23 protein-coding genes are annotated in these 18,697 nt (G+C 68.9%); 12 read left to right on the plus strand and 11 right to left on the minus strand.

Features of this window, described 5'->3' with window-relative positions; translation table 11 throughout:
• Positions 1-116 precede the first annotated feature (116 nt).
• Positions 117-1,517, minus strand: coding sequence for an NF041680 family putative transposase (locus tag OG522_RS01335; RefSeq protein WP_443074643.1), 1,401 nt, complete (start codon positions 1,515-1,517; stop codon positions 117-119).
• A 277-nt stretch (positions 1,518-1,794) separates the two neighbouring features.
• Between OG522_RS01335 and OG522_RS01340 the strand changes: the two genes are divergently transcribed.
• The gene (locus OG522_RS01340; RefSeq protein ID WP_329461054.1) at positions 1,795-2,118 is read left to right on the plus strand and encodes a hypothetical protein; all 324 of its coding nucleotides are present in this window, start codon (positions 1,795-1,797) and stop codon (positions 2,116-2,118) included.
• Positions 2,119-2,269: 151 nt separating this feature from the next.
• Here the strand turns inward: OG522_RS01340 and OG522_RS01345 are convergent, their stop codons facing one another.
• Together OG522_RS01345 and OG522_RS01350 are read right to left on the minus strand one after the other, a co-directional pair.
• A complete protein-coding gene (locus OG522_RS01345) occupies positions 2,270-2,419 on the minus strand; it encodes a hypothetical protein (RefSeq protein WP_329461055.1) in 150 nt (49 codons plus the stop codon).
• A gap of 194 nt (positions 2,420-2,613) precedes the next feature.
• The gene (locus OG522_RS01350) at positions 2,614-3,228 is read right to left on the minus strand and encodes a class I SAM-dependent methyltransferase (RefSeq protein ID WP_329461056.1); all 615 of its coding nucleotides are present in this window, start codon (positions 3,226-3,228) and stop codon (positions 2,614-2,616) included.
• 350 nt (positions 3,229-3,578) lie between these two features.
• Here OG522_RS01350 and OG522_RS01355 point away from each other — a divergent pair, with 350 nt between their 5' ends.
• Together OG522_RS01355 and OG522_RS01360 are read left to right on the plus strand one after the other, a co-directional pair.
• Positions 3,579-3,818 (plus strand): hypothetical protein, encoded by a 240-nt coding sequence (locus OG522_RS01355; RefSeq protein ID WP_329461057.1) that lies wholly within the window; start codon positions 3,579-3,581, stop codon positions 3,816-3,818.
• 587 nt (positions 3,819-4,405) lie between these two features.
• Positions 4,406-4,630 (plus strand): hypothetical protein, encoded by a 225-nt coding sequence (locus tag OG522_RS01360; protein ID WP_329461058.1) that lies wholly within the window; start codon positions 4,406-4,408, stop codon positions 4,628-4,630.
• A 290-nt stretch (positions 4,631-4,920) separates the two neighbouring features.
• Here the strand turns inward: OG522_RS01360 and OG522_RS01365 are convergent, their stop codons facing one another.
• Positions 4,921-7,245 carry a heavy metal translocating P-type ATPase gene (locus OG522_RS01365; RefSeq protein ID WP_329461059.1) on the minus strand — a complete coding sequence of 775 codons (2,325 nt, stop codon included), beginning with the start codon at positions 7,243-7,245 and terminating at the stop codon, positions 4,921-4,923.
• 32 nt (positions 7,246-7,277) lie between these two features.
• Complete coding sequence (locus OG522_RS01370; RefSeq protein WP_329461060.1) at positions 7,278-7,778, minus strand: response regulator transcription factor; 501 nt, start codon at positions 7,776-7,778, stop codon at positions 7,278-7,280.
• A 306-nt stretch (positions 7,779-8,084) separates the two neighbouring features.
• Here OG522_RS01370 and OG522_RS01375 point away from each other — a divergent pair, with 306 nt between their 5' ends.
• The 3 genes from OG522_RS01375 to OG522_RS01385 all read left to right on the plus strand — a co-directional run bounded on the left by OG522_RS01375 (position 8,085) and on the right by OG522_RS01385 (position 9,550).
• The gene (locus OG522_RS01375; RefSeq protein ID WP_329461061.1) at positions 8,085-8,471 is read left to right on the plus strand and encodes a hypothetical protein; all 387 of its coding nucleotides are present in this window, start codon (positions 8,085-8,087) and stop codon (positions 8,469-8,471) included.
• 100 nt (positions 8,472-8,571) lie between these two features.
• Positions 8,572-8,958: an IS3 family transposase gene (locus OG522_RS01380; protein ID WP_329461062.1), complete on the plus strand. Its 387-nt coding sequence runs from the start codon at positions 8,572-8,574 to the stop codon at positions 8,956-8,958.
• On the plus strand, positions 8,888-9,550 hold the full coding sequence (locus tag OG522_RS01385) for an IS3 family transposase (RefSeq protein WP_329467439.1): 663 nt from the start codon (positions 8,888-8,890) through the stop codon (positions 9,548-9,550). The genes OG522_RS01380 and OG522_RS01385 overlap by 71 nt, the downstream gene beginning before the upstream one ends.
• Here OG522_RS01385 and OG522_RS01390 read toward each other — a convergent pair.
• Together OG522_RS01390 and OG522_RS01395 are read right to left on the minus strand one after the other, a co-directional pair.
• Positions 9,474-10,391, minus strand: a complete 918-nt coding sequence (locus OG522_RS01390) for a GNAT family N-acetyltransferase (RefSeq protein ID WP_329461063.1) — start codon at positions 10,389-10,391, stop codon at positions 9,474-9,476. The two genes, OG522_RS01385 and OG522_RS01390, sit on opposite strands and share 77 nt — an antisense overlap.
• Positions 10,392-10,488: 97 nt before the next feature.
• Complete coding sequence (locus OG522_RS01395; RefSeq protein ID WP_329461064.1) at positions 10,489-10,767, minus strand: hypothetical protein; 279 nt, start codon at positions 10,765-10,767, stop codon at positions 10,489-10,491.
• A gap of 842 nt (positions 10,768-11,609) precedes the next feature.
• On the opposite strand from OG522_RS01395, the gene OG522_RS01400 reads away from it, so the two are divergent.
• On the plus strand, positions 11,610-12,008 hold the full coding sequence (locus OG522_RS01400) for a recombinase family protein (protein ID WP_329461065.1): 399 nt from the start codon (positions 11,610-11,612) through the stop codon (positions 12,006-12,008).
• Here OG522_RS01400 and OG522_RS01405 read toward each other — a convergent pair.
• Complete coding sequence (locus OG522_RS01405) at positions 11,989-12,927, minus strand: alpha/beta fold hydrolase (protein ID WP_329461066.1); 939 nt, start codon at positions 12,925-12,927, stop codon at positions 11,989-11,991. The genes OG522_RS01400 and OG522_RS01405 overlap by 20 nt on opposite strands.
• A gap of 225 nt (positions 12,928-13,152) precedes the next feature.
• Between OG522_RS01405 and OG522_RS01410 the strand changes: the two genes are divergently transcribed.
• On the plus strand, positions 13,153-13,797 hold the full coding sequence (locus tag OG522_RS01410) for a TetR/AcrR family transcriptional regulator (RefSeq protein WP_329461067.1): 645 nt from the start codon (positions 13,153-13,155) through the stop codon (positions 13,795-13,797).
• Between the two features lie 259 nt (positions 13,798-14,056).
• Here OG522_RS01410 and OG522_RS01415 read toward each other — a convergent pair whose 3' ends face one another.
• Together OG522_RS01415 and OG522_RS01420 are read right to left on the minus strand one after the other, a co-directional pair.
• On the minus strand, positions 14,057-14,212 hold the full coding sequence (locus OG522_RS01415) for a hypothetical protein (RefSeq protein ID WP_329461068.1): 156 nt from the start codon (positions 14,210-14,212) through the stop codon (positions 14,057-14,059).
• 40 nt (positions 14,213-14,252) lie between these two features.
• Positions 14,253-15,287 carry a helix-turn-helix transcriptional regulator gene (locus tag OG522_RS01420; RefSeq protein WP_329461069.1) on the minus strand — a complete coding sequence of 345 codons (1,035 nt, stop codon included), beginning with the start codon at positions 15,285-15,287 and terminating at the stop codon, positions 14,253-14,255.
• 103 nt (positions 15,288-15,390) lie between these two features.
• Here OG522_RS01420 and OG522_RS01425 point away from each other — a divergent pair, with 103 nt between their 5' ends.
• Positions 15,391-15,795 (plus strand): hypothetical protein, encoded by a 405-nt coding sequence (locus OG522_RS01425; protein ID WP_329461070.1) that lies wholly within the window; start codon positions 15,391-15,393, stop codon positions 15,793-15,795.
• A gap of 103 nt (positions 15,796-15,898) precedes the next feature.
• Entirely contained in the window at positions 15,899-16,600 is a 702-nt protein-coding gene (locus tag OG522_RS01430; protein ID WP_329461071.1) for a TMEM175 family protein, read from the plus strand.
• A gap of 543 nt (positions 16,601-17,143) precedes the next feature.
• Here OG522_RS01430 and OG522_RS41155 read toward each other — a convergent pair.
• Positions 17,144-17,431, minus strand: coding sequence for an IS3 family transposase (locus OG522_RS41155; RefSeq protein ID WP_443074644.1), 288 nt, complete (start codon positions 17,429-17,431; stop codon positions 17,144-17,146).
• Between OG522_RS41155 and OG522_RS01440 the strand changes: the two genes are divergently transcribed.
• Entirely contained in the window at positions 17,345-17,713 is a 369-nt protein-coding gene (locus OG522_RS01440; protein WP_329467440.1) for a nuclear transport factor 2 family protein, read from the plus strand. The genes OG522_RS41155 and OG522_RS01440 overlap by 87 nt on opposite strands.
• 338 nt (positions 17,714-18,051) lie before the next feature.
• Entirely contained in the window at positions 18,052-18,528 is a 477-nt protein-coding gene (locus OG522_RS01445) for a hypothetical protein (RefSeq protein ID WP_329461072.1), read from the plus strand.
• Positions 18,529-18,697 lie beyond the last annotated feature (169 nt).

An 18,697-nucleotide genomic window follows, 5' to 3' on the forward strand; every position in this document is an offset into this window, starting at 1 on the left:
GGGGCTCGGGCATGCCCGGCATCTTCGGCAGCACAGGTGCTGACCGATCCAGCCGCCTGGATCTGCGCCTTCGTGCGCCACAAGGCGCTGCGGGATCGAGCGGGGGTGAGGGGACGTTAAGTCCGTTTCCGGTAGCGGCCTCGTCCGGGTTCGGTGTGATCCTGACGGAGGTCACGTGGCCGGCCCTGATTCTTCGAGCCAAGTGGGCGCCCTGGTCCGCAAGTTGAGGGTTTGGGCGCACGGACCGGGTTGTGCAGGTGAGGGCAGAGGTTCCTGAACCCCCGGCGGACGCGGGCCGGGGTGAGCCGGGCGGGCTCGGTCCGCTTCTCCCAGGGCCGGCGGAGATCGGCTGCGGCTTTGCGGGCGAGCCGGAGCTGAGTGTGCGCCGCGATCACGAGCCACGTCCACCGGTCCGCGGCATCGGGAGTACGCAGCCTGGGGCGGGTCCGGCCGAGCGTCTGCTTTACAAAGCGGAAAGTGTGTTCAAGATCGAATCTGCGGAGGAATGCCTGCCACCGCAGGTTGACGTCCTCGCTGGTCATACCGGTCTTGGAGGACCACAGCCAGACGGGCAGCGGGTCGCCCCCGCCGGGCAGGTGGTCGACCTGGAGGCGGATCAAGGTGCCCTCGATGATGGGGAGTTCACCATCGTGGTCGATCCGCGCGGAGCGGGTGGTGAGACGGGGGTGGAGGCGGTCCCAGGCTCTGGCCTGGACGGTGCCGTACCGGTCGGTGACCTGCACGGTCTCCACGTCCGCCTCGCCCCAGGTCTCGGGCTTGGCGTTGCCGTGCTTCGGCGGTAGCCTGTCCTGGGGATAGGCTAGGGCGTACTCCTTGAGCGTGGGCGTCGGCCGTCGCATGACGCGGTCCGAGCGCATCCGCCCCAGCACATCCACAGGCAGGCCGTCGAGGAGAACGGCCATGCGCGGAGCGTCGTAGCCGGCGTCGAAGACGACCAGGATGTCGTCATCGCCCTCTTCCCACTGCCCCTGGCCGATCAAGTCGGTGACCACGCGGCGGACCTGGGCCGCGGTGACCACGGCGACATCGTCGCCGGAGCCGAGCCGGACCGCGTCGAGCAGCTGGCACCACGACGTCCGCCCGGTCTCCAGCGCGGCGACGAAGGAATTGGGCCAGCCGGGGATGAACTGGTCACTGGATCGTCCCGAGCGTCCGCAGACATGACAGAACGAGCGGTCCGGGCTGGTCGGCGCGTCGAGACGCAGCCACGCGGAGACATCGACCGCCAACACCAGACGCCCGTCGGCGGCCTTGCGCTGCGGCAGCATGGCCAGCGCGCGGCGCAGCCCGGCCGTGTCGATGCGGCCCTGGTTGAGCGCGTCGCACAACGCACCGTGCCCACGCCGGTGCTCGGCCAGCAGCGTCAGATCGACCGGCGAGATTACCTCCCCGTCCTCGCAGAGCATCGCGTCGCCCAGCTCGAACAAGGTGTCACCGCGCCGGGTCAGGCACGTATAGAAGTCCTCTCGGAAAGTGGGACGCGAAGTCGAAAGCATCCCGCCGGGCATCGTGGTCGAGCACACTCACCTCTGCAGCCTTCGTACGAACGTACCGTGGCGGAACGCATGCTCACGCGAGGGCCGTCCAACTGCCCGGCGAATCCCCGGACGAGTGAAACCATTCGAGGCATCGTTCGAGGTCGTGGCACCATGTGCGGTATGACGACGACTCGAAAGGTCCATGCCGCGTAGACGGCCAGGACATGTCCGGGTGGGCCTTCCCCGCAGACACCGGGCCCAGAACACCAGACACATCGGCGACTTGCCTCCGCGAGTGCTGTCCGAGATCGATCGCCTGGAGCGCACCCGCAATTACCTTCACCCAGGGGACGTCAGCAAGGCAGTGCGTCTTTGGGAGGACTTCGTTCATCTCCCCGCGCGCGAGCTATGGCGCGATTACGACGGACTCTGGCACGACGACGACTCGCTCCACCTCCACTGGTACTGCTGCGGCAACCCCCTGGAAGCCCGGCTCTTCCTCGACGCTGCGATGCGAGCCATGTCACCCCGCGGCGCCCGGGAGCTCCTGAAGATCATCGACAAGCTCGACGCCTTCTGGACCCCGCCCTCGCCATGGCCAACGACGGTCGGAGGTTAAAGAACTTCCCAATGACGTTGTCAAGCCGCAGCCGTGACGGTTGGTGGTACCCCGTAACACGCCCCGTCACGCAACATGGTGACCTGCCGCAGTCTCCGGTCGGCGAGGCTGGGGAACCATCCCTCGATCAGCGCGGCCCAGTCGGCTTCGGTCATCGGCGGGCGCCCGGGGTGATCCCGGACGCCTCTGCCGGGGCCAGGTACTTCCTGACCGTTTTGCGGTCCACCCCCAGCGACGCGGCCAGCGCGCTCTTCGAGCGGCCCGTGTACCAGTGGATGTAAATCTCGGTGATGTCGACCACGACGAACGTTCTCCTCGCCATCCGGGCTGCCCATCAGCCTGCCGAGCCACGGGACGAGGAAGAGCAGCTCCGCGACGACCAGGTCCCTCGATCCCGGACTCCGCGCTACCCATGGCCAATGCGTAGGGACCGCCACAGAGAATCACATGACGCTCAAACCGCCCCAGGAAGCGAAAACCGCCATCGATGCCAGATCAGCGGGCGGGTTTCTCCCAGGTCAGCGAGTACCGGCGCAGCACATGCCGGCGATAGCGCACGCCGGGCAGCAGCCGCCGGGCAGCAGCCCTCACCTGCCCATAGCTCATCTGCGGGTCGGCGACCGGCATGCCCTGCGGAGCACTCGCGCGACGCAGCACCTTCGTGATGCGCACGACCGGGGCAGCCGCGATCAACGCCGCCCACTCCGTCACGCTGGCCTCGCGTGCCAGACCGACCACGACCAGCGTGCCGCCAGGCCGCAGCAACTCACGCATGCGGACGAGGGCCGCCTCGAAGTCCATGTGGTGGATCGTGGTCACCGAGCAGACGAAGTCGTACTCCGCACCGGGAAGTTCCGCGGTGAGGAAGTCACCCTCGACGAAGGCGAGTTGCCGATCGCCGGCAGCAGACTCGCGTGCGCAGGCGATCATGTCCGGCGACGTGTCGATCCCGGTGACGTGTTTCGCCCGCCCGGCAAGCTTCCGGGCCAGCAGCCCGTCCCCGCAGCCGACGTCCAGGGCATCACCGCACCCCTCGGGAACAGCCCGGAGGATGCCCGGGTGCCGGGCAACGTTGGTGTTCCAGTACGGATCTGCGGCGGGCTGGCGCATCGGATCATCGTAGAGGCCCGTCATGGCCCGCCGAGTGCACACCGACGGATTCACCGTCCCCATGGGGAGTCGTGATCGCGAGGGTGGGGAATTGCGTGAAGCTGATCACGTAGATCGTGGGGAATTGCCTGATCGTCGACACCCGTCAGGGTCCCCCGGCCCATTTCGGCGGCCGGGCTCAGGCGGCCCTTGGACCAGGTCCCCGGCATCAAGGACAAGCTCGCTCTCGTTCTGATGGCCGTTTACGTCATCCGCCCCAAACAAGTCGCCGAGATCCAGCTCGACGACCCCAACCGCTCCACCGGACGCTGCGGATCCGCAGGCCGAACCGGATCGACCACGAGGTCAGTTTGGACGACTTCGCCCTGCGGCTCGTCAAGGACTGGCTGATCGAGCGCCACCGGCGGTGGCCGCTGAGCACCAACCCCTACCTGATCGTCAGCCCCAGCACCGCCCTGCACGTCGACCGCCCCGCAGCCGGCACCTCCAACTTCCAAGCGCTCCGCGACCGGATCGGCCTCAACCCCACCCAACTCCGGCAGGACCGGTTCCTCGACGAAGCCCGAGAACTGCCGATCCGATCCGGCTGATGCGACTGTTCGGGATCACCTCTCACACACCGCGATCCACTACGTCCGCACGGCCTACCTCGAGCGCTTCACCATCGATCCCACCCAGGCCTAACAGGCGCTGGAGATCCAGTCCTCGTTGTTGCGGTGGCGGTCCAGCCCCACGGCCTCGAACTCGTCCGCACCCAGGCTTTTTCGTGCGCCTAGCCGCCGCAGGGCCTGGGAGATGGGGCTGACTGCTCACGAGAACCGCTTCTTCGTCGGCTCATCCAGTGGCCCCAGCGCGAGCGCGCCGCCAACCCAGACGGCGGCTCGTTGCTCGCCGACTCCCCCGAAGTATTCGGCCTCCACATAGGCGATCGGCCCTGCGGCGGACCACCGAGCCAACAGTGTGCCGAAGCCCCCCCGGCAGCCGCCAGAACCCCAGGCCTCCGCCGCCGCTCCCGTCCGTGACGGCGTCGAAGACCTCATCGGTCATCGGCATCAGCGACAGGCCCTGGCCAAGAGGGACCACTTGGGACTCCGGAACTCCCGCGACGCGACGCGCATGCACGGCGAAATACATGGCGCCCATGCCGTTGGGGTCGTAGATGCCGTTGAGCGGTCCGGTGAGGAGTTTCGCCGTCGCCGGGCAGATCGAGCGCAACTACATCCGCGAGGAGACCCTCGAAGGGCAGGTCAGCGCCGCGAAGAAGGGCAACCACGGCGGACGGCTCAAAGTCATCGACGACAACATGCTCACCTTCGCCCTCGCGCGGTCAAGATCATTTGCCCGAGGACGGAGAGGCCCTGGACGCGCGCAGGCGAAGGCTGTGGCCGCCCGCTCACCGTAGCGTTACGGAGCTTCTCCAGCCGGGCGGCCTTCAGGGGTGCCAGTGGGTTACGGCCGGGATAGGGGTGAGCAGGCGTCGTGTGGTGTTGATGGCCCCCAGAACAGGCGGGGTGCGTTCAGGCGCAGGGCCGGAGTTGTCGGCCCTGCCGGTGACGGGCGCTGTGGAGGTGAAGGTGGCGCTGAAGACTGCAAGGAGGTCGCTGAGGCGGCCGCCCGGCTGCTCTTGCCCGGCCGGGCGGGTTGGGGCGGGGCGCCCCCCGTCAGGTGCGCAAACGGCGGCTGGCCTGCGTTCTACGGCGCGAGGGAGAAGTAGTTCTCTTCTTCCTGCGTGAAGTGCAGCCGCAGCACGGTGTTGAGGCCATAGAGGCAGGCGCGCAGGTCGTCGAGTTGTTCGGGGGCCAGGCCGCCGTCGCTGTGGGCGAGTTGGAGGTGGGTGGCGATGCGGCGGGAGAGGCGTTCGATCTCGGTGTGGGCGCGGCTCATGGTGGCGGTGGCTTCGGGGCCGCCGAGGGTGGGGGCGAGCGCGGGGTAGAGCTGGTGTTCTTCGGCGTATTCGTGGGGCAGGAGCCGTTCGGTGAGCAGGTGGTGGGCTTCCTCGACAGCGGCCAGCGCCGTGGGGCCGGGGGTGTCGGAGAGGCGGTCGGCGGCGTCGCGTACGGAGTCGAGAACGTCCTGGAGGTCGTCGTGTTCGGCGGCGAAACGGTGGATGAGGGCTTCGGCGGCGGGGGTGAGGGCCGGGCGCGCGGCCTGATCGACGCGCAGGGCACGCAGGGCGTTGAGGATGACGGCGATGTCGATGCCCTCCTGGAGCAGTGCGCCGGCGGCGGGCGGGAGCAGGCCGGCGGCGGCTGCGGCCATGGCGGCCAGGGACATCAGCATGCCGCCCAGCGCGCTCTGGACGGCGATGCGGCGGGCGCGTTGGGCGATGGTGACGGCGTCGGCGAGACGGTCGACGCGGTCGGTGGTCAGGACGATGTCGGCGGCCTCGGAGGAGGCGGTGGAGCCGCGGGCGCCCATGGCGACGCCGATGTCGGCGGCGGCGAGGGCTGGGGCGTCGTTGACGCCGTCGCCGACCATCACGGTGACGGCGTGTTCACGTTCGGTCCGTACGGCGGCGACCTTGTCGGCCGGGGTGAGCTCGGCGCGTACGCCGTCGAGGCCGAGGACGGCGGCGACTTCGTGGGCGGGTGCGGCGCGGTCGCCAGTGAGCATCAGTAGCCGTTCGATGCCGGCCGACCGCAGGTGGCGCAGGGTGCGCGGGGCGTCGTGACGCAGAGGGTCACGCAGCAGCACGGCCCCGGTCGGCTGTCCGTGGAGGGTGAGCCAGGCGACGGCCGCGCCGTCGAGGAGTGCGCGGTTGTCGACCGCCTTGGCCCAGGTGGGGCGCGCGGCTGCGGGGTCGAGGCGGCCGATGGAGACGTGGTGGCCGTCCACGGTGCCGGTGGCGCCCCGGCCGGGCTCCTCGGTGACGTCCGTCGGAACCGACAGCTCCAGCTTGCGTTCCCGGGCGGTGTCGACGATGGCCTGGGCCAGGACGTGCGGCGAGTACTGGTCGACCGAGGCCGCCAGACGCAGCACCTCCGCAGGTTTCAGGCCGGGCGCGGCGATGACGTCGAGGACGCGGGGACGGCCGCGGGTGAGGGTGCCGGTCTTGTCGAGCAGGAGGGTGCGGGCACGGCCGAGGTTCTCCAGCGCGCCCCCGTCGCGGATGACCACGCCGAGGCGGGAGGCGCGCGAGAGGCCGGAGACGATGGCGACCGGTGCGGCCAGCAGCAGGGGGCAGGGGGTGGCGACGACCAGGACGGCGACCGCGCGGACCGCGGATCCGCTGATCAGCCAGGCCAGCCCCGCCACCACGAGGGACAGAGGGAGGAACCACGCGGCGTACCGGTCGGCCAGCCGCACGACCGGTGCGGACTCGGCCCCGGCCTGCTGGGCCAGGCGGACGATCCCGGCGTAGGTGCTGTCCTGCTCGGTGGCGGTGGCGCGCAGTTCAAAGGCGCCGCCCGCATTGACCACACCGCTGCGCACCCCTTCGTCCCGGACCCGTTCGACCTGCAGGGGCTCACCGGTGAGCGCCGACTCGTCGAGGACGGCGGCGGCGCTCTCCACACGGCCGTCGACGGGCACGACTTCCCCGGGGCGGACGACGAGCAGGTCACCGACGGCGACCTCGGCCAGGGGCACCGTGGCCACTCCGGTGTCGGTGCGGCGGTGTGCCGAGCGCGGGGCGTGTTCGAGCAGGGCGCGCAGGTCGTGGGAGGCGCGCCGCTGGGCGGCGGCTTCCAAGGTGCGGCCGGTGGCGAGCATGAGTGCGATCAGAGCGCCGGCGAGATATTCGCCCACGGCCAGGGTGCCGCCGAGCGCCAGTACGGCGATCAGGTCGACACCGGCGTGCCCTCGGCGCAGTGCGGCCACCACCCACCCGATCGCGGGGACGACGGCAGCCACGGTGCCCAGCGCCCAGAACAGGTCGGCGAGGTCGCGTGCATCGGCGAGCCAGGCGATGCCGCCGGCCGTCAGGGCCGCGGCGGTGACAGCCAGGAGGACCGGTTCGAGCCGTGGGGACATGACCGCGGTGGTCAGGCGGCTGAGTCGTGCTGCGGTGTGATCCATGGCGCACCTCGGTCTGTGCGGCGCGGCGACCGTCAGGGCTGGCTGTTGCTCTCCATTCCATCGTGGCAGCCGGCGTCGGCGGCAGGGGCCGTCCGGCACTGTCTCGGGCCCGGACGGCCGGTGATGGCTCCTGCTCTCATGTCCGGCCGACGTCGTCGAGGTGGAGGGCCAGGCGGGGGCAGGCTGCGACGCTCGGCCAGCCCGAAAGGCTTGACCAGGTAGTCGTCGGCGCCCTCGTCCAGGGCCAGCGCCCGGTCGGCCTCCTCGCTCCGAGCGGTCACCGCGATGATCGCGGCGTCCGAACGTGCCCGGAGTCGCCGGCATACCTCCACACCGTCGATGTCCGGAAGCCGCAGGTCCAGCAGGACGACGTCGGGTGTGGGCGCCGACGGCGCCGCCCGCCCGGTCCGGACGCCCTCGACTCCGTATCCGGCCTGCCGAGGGCCGCGCACCAAGGACTCCGCGATGCCACGGTCGTCCTCCACGACCAGCACCCGCGTCTCCTCGGCATCGCCCCTGGTCTGGGCGTTCATACGGGTCGCCCGCCTCCCGGGTGAGGGGATCTACTGCGCTGACTCCCCCAGAGTGCGTCAGCGCCCCGTGCTGACGGTAGGGCCAACCGTCCCCGTCGACGCGAACGGCACCCACGTCGACCAGACCATAGGGACCCCGACTGCCGACACAGCAGTGAGCGTGTGGGAGACGCCGCCCTGTGCACCCCGCCCCGAACCAATCCACTTCAACACGCTGAACTTGACAGGGAACAGTACATGTCTCCTGGCGCACCGCCGTGTCGGCCGGGGCCTCCGAGTTCGCGGACGGATGAGGCAACCCGGGCGATGCGTACCGGACTTGGTCTCCCCGTTGCCCGCCATCTCCTGCGCACCACCACGGCGGCCGCCTGGTGGTTCGCCGCGGCCGTCCTGACCATGCTGATGTGGGCGGGCGCCACCGTCGTGCGGGACGCAGGGCACCGCAGGCAGATGACGGACGCCGAACGGCAGATCTCAGCGGAACAGACCGTCGACCGGGCAGCAGACGCCGCGCTGGTGGTCGTCGCCGCCGGCGCACTGCACTGCGTCATCCAGCAGGTCCACCGCGACCGGCGGCCCCGCCCAGCTCATCCTCGGGCCCAGGATGAACCACGACCCGAACACGATTGGGACGACGCTGGCCATCTGGGTGTCGAGGGCACGGGCGGCCGGCAAGGCCGGTCCGACGGGTGAGAGCGAGGAACTTGCGCGGTTACGACGGGAGATGCCCAGCTCAAGCGGGACAACAAGGAGCTGGTCATGGAGGTGATGTCCTCAAACGCCGCATGGTCCTGTGGGCGAAGTAGCTGTTGCGGACCCGGCGGCGCTCGTCGGGGTGATCAGCGACCAGAGGACCGATTTCAAGATTCCGCATCGCACCTCCTGTCGAGCCCTGGGGGTGTCGGAGGCGTGGTTCTACAAGTGGCGGCGCAGACCGTCCGAGCCGACGAAACGAGAGGTCACATGGGCACTGCTGGCCGAGCTGATCTCGTACTTCTTCGACCGATCGGGCCGCACCTACGACTCGCCCAGAATCACGCTGGACTTGTGGGAGGAGGGCTGGCAGGTGTCGCAGAACACCGTCGCCGACATCATGGGCCGGACTTGGCCTGCAGGGCCGCAAGCCACCACGCCGCCGGCGTTCGCAGCCCCGTCCCGGGAAGCGGAAGACGGTACGTGACCTGGTGCTGCGCAGGTTCGACGCGATCGCGCCGAACATCTTGTGGCGGGGCGACATGACCGAGATCGACACCGACGAGGGCAAGCTCCACCTCGCGAGCGTGCACGACGCGTTCCCCCGCCGGGCCCTGCGCTACGCGATGGGCGACCGGCACGACACGACGCTGGTCAGCGCCGCCCTGCAGATGGCGATCGCGACCAGAGGCGGCCAAGTGGACGGCGTCATTTTCCACACCGACCGCGGATCGGAATACAACTCCGAGGCGTTCAGGCAGCTTTGTGGCAGGTGGGGCGTGGTGCAGTCGATGGGCCGTGTCGGCTCCGCCCTGGACAACGCCGCCGCGGAGTCGTTCCACTCGGTCCTCAAGGTCGAATATGTCCACCGACACCGTTTCGCCACCCGCGCCGAGGCACGACTGAAGACCGCCACCTGGATCGCGAACTTCTACTGTCAGTATTCGAAGACGGCTGCGCGAATGTCCACAGACCCATGCACTGCGGTCTTGTGGCTGATCATTACTCCCCCAGTAGATTCTTTTGGAAGACCGTGGAGCTGTGCCGGACTCCCATACCCACGCTCAGGTACAAGTTGAGTGCGCCGGTTTCTGAGTGCGTCCCGAGGGTGCACGCCTGCCGTCCCTGCTGATGGAAGCTGCGGAACGCAGTACGGAGCAGCAGACGGGCGATGCCGCGGTTGCGGTGATCGCGGCGGACCGCGACTTGCTCGATGTAGCCGTCGCCGGTGTCCGGAAGATCCAGCGAGAGCGCAACGCCGACCAGTTGGCCATCGGCGAACGCCAGCGCTGACATCGCGGGGGCGAAGGTGGGGCGTTCGACTGTGTGCCGGGCCCACTCCTGGTAGGTCTGGCGCCGCTGCTGCCATTCGTCGAAGGCATCCTCGACAACTTGGTGCGCGTCGTGCTCGTCGCCGGGGCCGAACGGCCGGACCGTAATGCCTGCGGGAGGCTCGGGCACGGTCGGTTCCTCCGGCATGAGGAACTCCAGCAGCCATTCGGTCACCATCGGCTCGTATCCGCGCGAGCGCAGCAGTGCGACAGCATTTGTGTCGTTGTCCGGGACGGTCTGGACGATTCGCGTGCTACCCGTCTGTCGGGCGCGGGTCTCGGCCCAGTCCAGGAGCGCACCACCCAGGCCGCGGCCGCGGTGCTCGGGGTGGACGTCCACCTCCGAGCGCCGGTTCACCCAAGCCCGAGCGGCCAGCTGCCCTGCCCGGTCGTGGATCTGTCGGGTATCCAGCTCTGGGGCCAGGCCCGGTCTGGCCAAGTCGGCGGCGATGCGGCCGAGATCGGTATGCACCTGCCCGTAGAGTTCCCGCTCGCAGGCCGTGACCAAGTGATGGATATCGCCGAGGTCGTCGGCGGTGGTCGGGCGCGATCGGTATCCCGGCGGCAACCCCGGCGTGAGATCTGACAACTGTGGACGCTCCTCCCCGTGCGGCGGTACCGGAGATCAATCCCGCCTCATGGCCCAGTGCCAGCGTAAAGAAGGAGGTTCGACTTCGACACGGTCATCACGACCCCTCGGTCGATGCGGCGGGGTTCACTTCCGCCCGGTAGCGGTGCAGGGAGGTCTTGGGGGTGCCGGTCTTGGCCGCGATCTCGCCGAGGCTGCTGCCTTGCTGCTTCAGCAGCCGCGCATACTCGATCTTGTCGGCGGGGTGGGCGACGGGTCGGCCGATGCGGCGGCCGGCTGCTTCGGCGACGGCGCGGGCGCGGGCGGCGCGTTCTGCGGTGGAGGTGCGCTCCATCTCAGCGAACAGGGCCAGCCACAGGAAGGCGACGCGGCCCAAGCCCGCGTCGGCGGGGCCGGTCGATCGGCAGCCGGTGCTGCTCGTCCACCACGATCACGTCCACCGGCGTGTGGTCGATCTGCGCCTGCCCCAGCAGATCGGTGACCGCATGCGGCACACCTCCGGCCGACCACAGGCGGCGGGCCGCCTCACTTCCCTCCCGCGCGGCAGTGGAAGAGACCGGCTCCCACCGCACGATCCGACGCACCACCGCTCCCGCGAGGGAACCCGCAGCCCACGCGTCCGGCACTGGCGCGCAAGCTCCCGGTGGACGGCCGCCACGCTCCGACGCTGCCGCGTCAGATACCGCCTGTGCAGCACCTCTTGAACGATCTCCTCGACATCGTCGGACAGCCGGCCGCCGCCGCGTCCGCCGCTGGAGCAGCCCGGCAGCAGCTCCGACACCATCCCCCTCACCCGCCCGCCACCACCCGAGCAGCACATACACCTGACGCCGGGATATCCCCAGCATCGCGGCGGCCTTGTCCGTATCCGCCAGCCCCACCCTGCCCTTCTCAGCGAGCGGTCCGATCACCTCGGCCTGCCGCACCGCGGCATCCCACAGCTCATCCGGCGCGGTCAGCACCCCACGCTCGGTCACCGGCCCATCGACCATCCAAACCCCCTGCCGCGCACCCGACTACGGCCAACTCGACCGTAGAGCAGGCGGCTTCGGAACGTCCGGCGGTTCATAGTTCCCTGCACGCAGCGACGGAATCCCAGCTCATCAGTGCACGCCACTGCGAACATTCACAGCTCAGATCCAATGAGGTCCGATGACGGTTGGCGACAGGGGTAGATGACACCCGAGGTCCGATCAGCCGTCAGAAGCGAGGAAGAGCGTGGCCAATCTGGTCTACAAACGGGTCTCGACCGACCAGCAGTCGACCGACCCCCAGAACCTTGTCCTCGCCGAGGCGGGCATCGAGGAGCCGGTCGTCTTGAAGGAGGAGCCCGGCACCTCCAGCCGCCTCCACCCGCTGCAGCGCCCGAAGTTCGGCGAGCTGCGCGCGCATGCGCGGCCGGGCGGCACCGTGCATGTCTCCAAGATGTTCCGCCTGGTGCGCGGCACCGGGCACATCCTCGGTGAGTGTCGCGTGCTGGATGGATCGCAGGCGGTCCTGAGGTATCTGGCCGTCCAGGGGCATGGCCGACGGCAGAGCGCAGTGCTGGACGGCCGAGGGTACCGGCCCGTGTCGGGGGGTGGTGGGTCGACGGATGTCAGCCGGCGTGGGCGATGAAGTCGGTTATCGCGGCAGCGATGGCTTCGGGCTGTTCGTCGGGGATGAAGTGTCCAGCCTCGGGCACGACGATCGGGGTGGTGTTGTCGGCCCACGGACTGATGGAGGCGGCCATGTCCGCAACGGAGCCGTGGCTGCTGGAGATTCCGAGGATGGGCACGGTCAGGTGCCGCGACTTGAGCGCCTCGCGGTTCTTGCGTGCTGACTCCGCGGCGTCTCGGTAGTACGCGAGGGAGGCGCGCAGGCCGCCATCGGCGGCGACGGCCGCCGCGTAGTGGTCGAGTTCGGCGTCGTCGAACGTGTCGGGAGCCAGGGCCTTCACCTTGAGGAACCAGCCGACGTACTCGCGTTCGCGACCGGCAAGCAGTGTCTCGGGCAGCTCGGGCACGATGTGGAACGCGAAGTGCCAGGTTTTCCACGCTCGATCCGGGTCGGTGGGAATCGCCTCCGGGAGAGTGATACCGGGAATCCCGGCGTCGAGCAGAGCGACCCCGCGCAGGTGACTCTCGAAGGTGAGGGCGAGGGAGAAGGCGACCCAGGCGCCGATGTCGTGGGCGACCAGAAAGTACCTCGAAACTCCGAGCGCCTTCACGGCGGTGTGGACGTGCGTGGCAACCGTGTGCGTGTCATAGCTGCGCTCCGGGCGTTCGGAGTGGCCCTGGCCCGGCAGGTCGATCGCGATGACGTGGAACCGGTGGGTGAGGCTGGGCATCACCTTTCGCCAGGCCCACCAGGTTTGCGGGAATCCGGCGAGCAGGACGACGGTCGGGCCGTCCGGCCGTCCGCCTTCGACGGCATGAAGGCGGACGCCGTCCGCGTCGACCCAGCGGTGAGTGAATCCGGCCAGATGCTGCAGGGGCAGGTCGCGGATGGGGTTGCGCTCGGAGACATGCGGAGTGCTGGTGGCTGGGCCGGTCACGGGGATCATCCTCCGTCGGTGTCAGGTATCAGGTGTCAGGTTGGGACGGTGTGGCTGATGGCGGTGGCCGGGACCGCGCGGTGTTTCTGTCCAGCGGGCGTGAGGTGAGCGGCACGCCTGGCCATGATCACGCCCGAAGGCTAACACATCTTGAACTGATCAGTTCAAGATAGAATGGGTGGGCACACAGTCCGAACCATCGACGCATCGGCAAGGAAGTACCGCGTGGCAGGCAAGAAGCAGTTCGACATGGACACGGCGCTCGACGCCGCGATGATCCAGTTCTGGCGCGACGGCTACGCCGACACCTCATTGGACGATCTGTCTCGGGCGACCGGTCTGAACCGCAGTTCCATCTACTCCTCTTTCGGCGACAAGGACACGCTCTTTCTGCGCTGCCTGGATCGCTACGCCGCGCGCTACGGCGCGAAGTACGACGCCGCCCTGTCGAGCGCGGCCGCGGAACCCGTTGTCGCTCTGCGTGCGTTCTTCGACGTCACTCTTGAGCGCATCGCTGATCCCGAACTGCCTGATGGATGTCTGATTGCCCAGTCGGCCATGGCGATTGCGGGACTGAGGCCGAGCGTCGTAGCGCACGTCAAGCAGGCGCTCGGCTTGCAGCGCCTGCGCCTGCGCGCCGCGCTGAAGGCCGGTCGGCTGACCGACCAGGACGCCGACGCCTTCGCTGTACACGCGGCCGCCGTGAACCAGTCCCTCGCCGTCATGAGCAGGGCCGGGGCGAGCCCGGCACAGCTCCTGGCCATCGTCGGCGTGACCGTCGACGCACTGTCGCAGGTGTTGCGCGGGTATCGAACTCTGAAAGAGCCGTCGGAGTTGCCGTCTGGTGCGCACAGTCGCGTCGTGAGCTGAGGCGTGTGTGCCAGTGGTGCCAAGGGGCTCGGCCTGGTGGTGCGTCGTCCATCGGACCAGGCCAGGCGGAGGGGTAGGTCCAGGGTCGGGGGGATTCGCCGCATGATCTCGGTGAGAAGGCGGAATCCCTGCACCTCGAAGGCGCTGACCCCACGACAGGAACGAAGTGTGACTGCCGTACGGGGTGACGTCTGCTCTCGCCCTCCCCGGCGATCCCCGGCGATCCCCGGTTCAGGCTGCCTCCAACTTCACCTCGTCGCTACGACGGCGAGGCGACGGTGGTCTGCACCTCCGTCCGAAACAACAGCGCCTCGTGGCGCACCGACAGCGTTCTTACCTGCACCCCAAGGAGCCTGCGCTCGCGGGTGGCGCGGCCGGGCTGTTCCAGGTAGTCGACGAGCCGGAGGAGCGGCACGCTGCGTGCCAACCCCGGCGGAGCCGGGGAAACGGTTTGCTCACAGGTCCAGGATGGTGGCCACCAGTTCGCGGCGGCTGCGGACACCGGTCTTCACGAAGACGCTCTTCAGGTGGTCCTGGACGGTGGCTGCGGTGATATGCAGTTCCATGGCAATGGCCCGTGAGGGCAGGCCGGCGACGACCCGCGCCAAGACGTCCCGCTCGCGCGGCGTGAGCCCGTACGCGAGCAGCAGTACCTCGGCCACGTCGGCGGCCGGCGTCGGGTGCATCGTCACGGCGAGGGGCGCCGGGTTTGGGCCACCGCTCAGGGATGAGGCGTGCACCGAGAGCCACCGGCCCGACCGGCCGCGGATCCGCCCATAGGCCGGCAGCGTCGCGCCTCTCCCTCGCGCGGCGACCTCCAGGATCGCGATGGGCAGCTCCGCCGCGGACCAGGCCAGTTCGTCCCGCCAGAGTTTCGCGGCCGGATTCTCCGAGAGCAGCCGCAGGTCCTGATCGAGCAGGAGCACACCCGCCTCGGCCGGGCTGGGAGAGGCGTCGGCGGGTGCCCGGTAAACGGCCCGGCGCAGGGCCGCAGCCACCGGGGCGGACAGCCGCCGCAGAACCTCGACGTCTGCCGGGGTGAAGTCGGGCCGCCCACCGCCGCGGAACAGGGCGATTGCGCCCCAACACCCGCGGTCCACCACGAAGCTCGCCCGCAGCTCGTGGCGCGCGTCGATCAGCGGGAGCACGGCCCGGTACCGGTGGCTGGACTCCAGGGCGCCGCCGGTGGCCGTACTGAGCGTGCCCGCGGATACCTCGGAGCGGGCGAGCGCCGCGAACTTCAGTACGTCGTCCACCAGATACTCGTTGTGCACGGCGGCTACGGCCGCAGCCGCCGTGAGCCCGGCACTCACGTCGTCGGTGATCAGCAACGTTGTCGGGTCGATCGCGCCGAAACAATAGGAGTCGGCCGGGACGAGCCGCGTCAGCCGCTTGATGATCCGGCGTCGCAGCTCCCGCGAGCCGAGGTCGAGACGGCAGATCCCCTCGATGTCGCGCACGGTCTCGCGCCGGGCCACCGGGGAACTCACCGGCCGAACGATATCCCAGAAGTGTGGGATGACCGCGCGACCGCCCCGACGCCTACCCTCGGTCCGGAAAACGGAAGACACCGGCAACAGGAGGTATCGCAGCATGTCCCCGTCCATGCTCACCGTCGGACTTGATCCCGCGCTGGTGGACGACGCGCCCTCGTCGCGGGCGGCGTTCCCGGAGATCGACGCCGAAGCGGTCCGGGCCGGAGTGGCCGCCGGGCGGGCCCGGCTCGAGGAGCTCGGCTTCACTGTCGACGTCTGCCTGCTCGACTACGGCCGCACGGCCGAGGCGGTCTACCGCGCCGCGCTGTCCGGGAAGGACTACGACGTCGTGATGGTCGGCGCCGGCGTCCGGCTGGACCCGGAGCTGACCCCACTCTTCGAGGTCTTGGTCGACACCACCCGCGAACTGGCACCCCGCGCGAAGCTCTGTTTCAACGTGAGCCCCTCGACCACCGCCGAGGCTGTCCAGCGGTGGTGGCCCGAACGCAAGCCACTGGACTGATAGTTCAGCCGTCGAATGTGGTCTCCATGGCTGGAATGCGGCAAACAGACTCCGGTAGCGGCGGCAGGGCCCGGCGAACCGGACAGAGGAAAGGTGCGAACACATGGGTGCCAGCAACGCCGTCGCCGACACCGGGACGGGAGGGCTCGACCCAGTAGAGCCGCCGGTTCCCGCGTCGGACAAGATCGAGGTGGGCGCCTCGGGGGAACGCCTGGTGCTCTTCACGGACGCGGTCACCGCGATCTCCATAACCCTGCTGGTCCTACCGCTGGTGGACCTCGTCCCAGAGGCCGCGTCCGCCCACAAGAGCGCCAGCGAGGTGATCACCGGCCACCTCGACCAGATCTGGAGCTTCCTGCTCAGCTTCGCGGTCGTCGCGAACATCTGGCGGGAGCACCACCGGACCTTCTCGTCCGTCGCGAAGCTCACCCGCTCTCTGATCATATGGAACATGGGGTGGCTGCTCTCCGTCGTCGTGCTCCCCCTCCCGACGGAGATGATCGGCACCTTCGGCCGCGACCGATTCGTGGGGGCGCTCTACTACTCAACCCTCCTGGCCAACATGGTCTGCCGCTACGCGATGCTGAGGATCCTGAAAACCACCCCGGCACTCGTCGAGGATGACGGCCAGGCGGCCCGCCAGAGGACCGAGGACCTGTACACCGAGAGCTACCTCAACGTCTTGGCCCTGGTCATCGCCTTCGCCATAGCGTTCGCCGTGCCTGTCCTGCAGTACTACAGCCTGCTACTGCTCACCGTCCTGCCGAGGCTGGCGCGTCTCCGACGCCGGCGCACCCCCCACTGACCATCGGATGACGTCGACGACGCCCGTCCCCTGCCGTCACCATCGGCTACGAGTCCGCCTGCTCCGGGAAGGACGACACCTTAGACCCAATGCCGTTGCTTTACGGGTCTGGAGGTGGGGGTCGTTTGATGCGGATGGCTTGGGTGCCGGTGTGGGTGGGCTGAGGCCACGGGTAGTGCTCGGCTCGCTTGAACCAGTATTTGGGCATCCTGCGCTTGACGACACGGGGCTGGCTGCGGGCCCGTCTGGCGGGCAGGAGCCTTTCCAGCGGGTCCTCTTGGAGTACTTGCAGTGCTTTGACCAAGAGTTCAGGGGAAAAACCGCCCGGCGTTACTGTCACACTGAGTCGGGCGGACCGCAGAGTCTCGGTGAAAGAGATGCGGTCCGGGTCGAGTTTTCGTGTGGCTGCGGTTCTCGGCATCAGTTCCCGCAGCGCGTGGTGGACCAGCAGGTGAGCCCAGATCTGTTGGAGGACACCATCAAGTGTCTTGCTGCTGAGGATGAGCCGCCCTGCGTTCCTCGGACAGTGGCGTTGAGGGGTTTCTATGCTGCGGCCTGCAACTCTTCGTACTCGGCGTGCACTTCTGCGGGGGTTCGGTAGCCGAGGCCGGAGTGGAGGCGTTTGTGATTGTAGAACATCTCGATGTATCGGACGATTGCCCGGCGAGCGTGCGCGCGCGTCGGGAGTCCACTCCCTGACCAGGACGCGCCGGTCAAGGCTGCGGCGACCGCGATCCGCCTCCGCTGGCGGTCCTCCAGTTCTTCCGCGCCTCCAAGGCAGGCGATGCCGATGTCTGGGCCCAGGCTTTTGCCGCCGACGGTGTCTTCCACGACCCGGTCGGCGCACCGCCCATTACCGGCCGCGCCGCCATCCGCGATTTCATCGCTTCTGTGCTGCCCAACTTCCAGCCCTTCCTCGGTCTGCCCCCCCTGGAGGCGCACACAGTCGGCAACCGGGTCGCCGTCTCCTGGCGCGGCGCCGCCGTCGCCCTGGACGGCAAGCCGGTCAACTGGTCCGGCATCAACATCTACGAACTGGGCGAGGACGGCCTCATCCAGGACGCCAAGGCGTACTTCAACCACGCCGCCTTCCAAGCCCAGCTCGCCGGCTAGGCCCGGACCACAGCTCCCGGTGCGGGCCCGGACGAATGCACAGCACGAGCCCGTACCGGGTCCGCACCATGGCCCACCAGGACGCGAGCCTCGGCCCACAGCCGCACCGTGTCGGGCGAGTGCTTCTCTCGCCCCAGGTATTCCGAGTACACCCCTACTGGGGCCACGACCAGCCACCCCGGTCGAGGACGACGCAGGCCACCTCATCGCCGGTCACAACACGCTGCCGAACAGCCGCGGTACCGACCGTACAGATCGGCAGGGGCGTGCAGGCACGATCGTCAGCGGCGTCACCGTCACGGGCGAATTACCCCGGATAGAGCCATAGATAGGAGCCGTTGCGGCAGTGGATCGACTCGTCGCCGTCGTCAGCGGCGCCAGCTCAGAACACCGGACAGCACCTGATCTCCCTGGTCCTGGGCGGCGACCCCGATGATCCGCGCAACATCTGGGTCGAACCGCCCTCCCCCGCCCACAAACCCGGCGGCGGCCCCAACAACCCCAAAGACACCGTCGAAGCCAAACTGTCCAACGCCGTCTACTCAGGCAAAATCCAGCTGGCCGCGGCACACAACGCCATCGCCACCAACTGGACCACCGCACTGGCCAAACTCGGCCTCACCCGAGGACTGTCCCGTACCTGCCGGTCCTGGGTGATGCGGCTGAGCCGCACACCCAATCCGGCTCGCGGTGTGCCGCACACGCCGGACCGCGAGCAGGCACCCCACGCTTGCACCGTCGACCAGGGCGCGAAGTACCAGCAGTACAAGCGCAGTCCCTCTTCCGCGCGACGACCGGCCAGGGCTGACAGGTGATCCAGGAGAGAGCCACCACGCTTTCCGGATGAATCGCATCACCCGGCTCAGAGACAACCTCAGCCCACGCAACAGCTGTAGCTCGGAGCCGATCCCTTGCCGCCGTGGCCAACGCAGTGCACAGCGGCTCGGGGAGGGCGAAGACCATGAAGTCGTCGTTGGCCATGGG

The sequence above is a fragment of the Streptomyces sp. NBC_01431 genome (assembly GCF_036231355.1).
GTDB lineage: Bacteria > Actinomycetota > Actinomycetes > Streptomycetales > Streptomycetaceae > Streptomyces.

Excerpts from the sequence above, each read along its gene's own strand:
- OG522_RS01335 (WP_443074643.1), bottom strand. The coding sequence starts at position 1,517 with ATGCTTTCGACTTCGCGTCCCACTTTCCGAGAGGACTTCTATACGTGC.
- OG522_RS01350 (WP_329461056.1), bottom strand. The coding sequence starts at position 3,228 with ATGCGCCAGCCCGCCGCAGATCCGTACTGGAACACCAACGTTGCCCGG.
- OG522_RS01365 (WP_329461059.1), bottom strand. The coding sequence starts at position 7,245 with ATGGATCACACCGCAGCACGACTCAGCCGCCTGACCACCGCGGTCATG.
- OG522_RS01370 (WP_329461060.1), bottom strand. The coding sequence starts at position 7,778 with ATGAACGCCCAGACCAGGGGCGATGCCGAGGAGACGCGGGTGCTGGTC.
- OG522_RS01375 (WP_329461061.1), top strand. The coding sequence starts at position 8,085 with ATGCGTACCGGACTTGGTCTCCCCGTTGCCCGCCATCTCCTGCGCACC.
- OG522_RS01425 (WP_329461070.1), top strand. The coding sequence starts at position 15,391 with ATGTCCCCGTCCATGCTCACCGTCGGACTTGATCCCGCGCTGGTGGAC.
- OG522_RS01430 (WP_329461071.1), top strand. The coding sequence starts at position 15,899 with ATGGGTGCCAGCAACGCCGTCGCCGACACCGGGACGGGAGGGCTCGAC.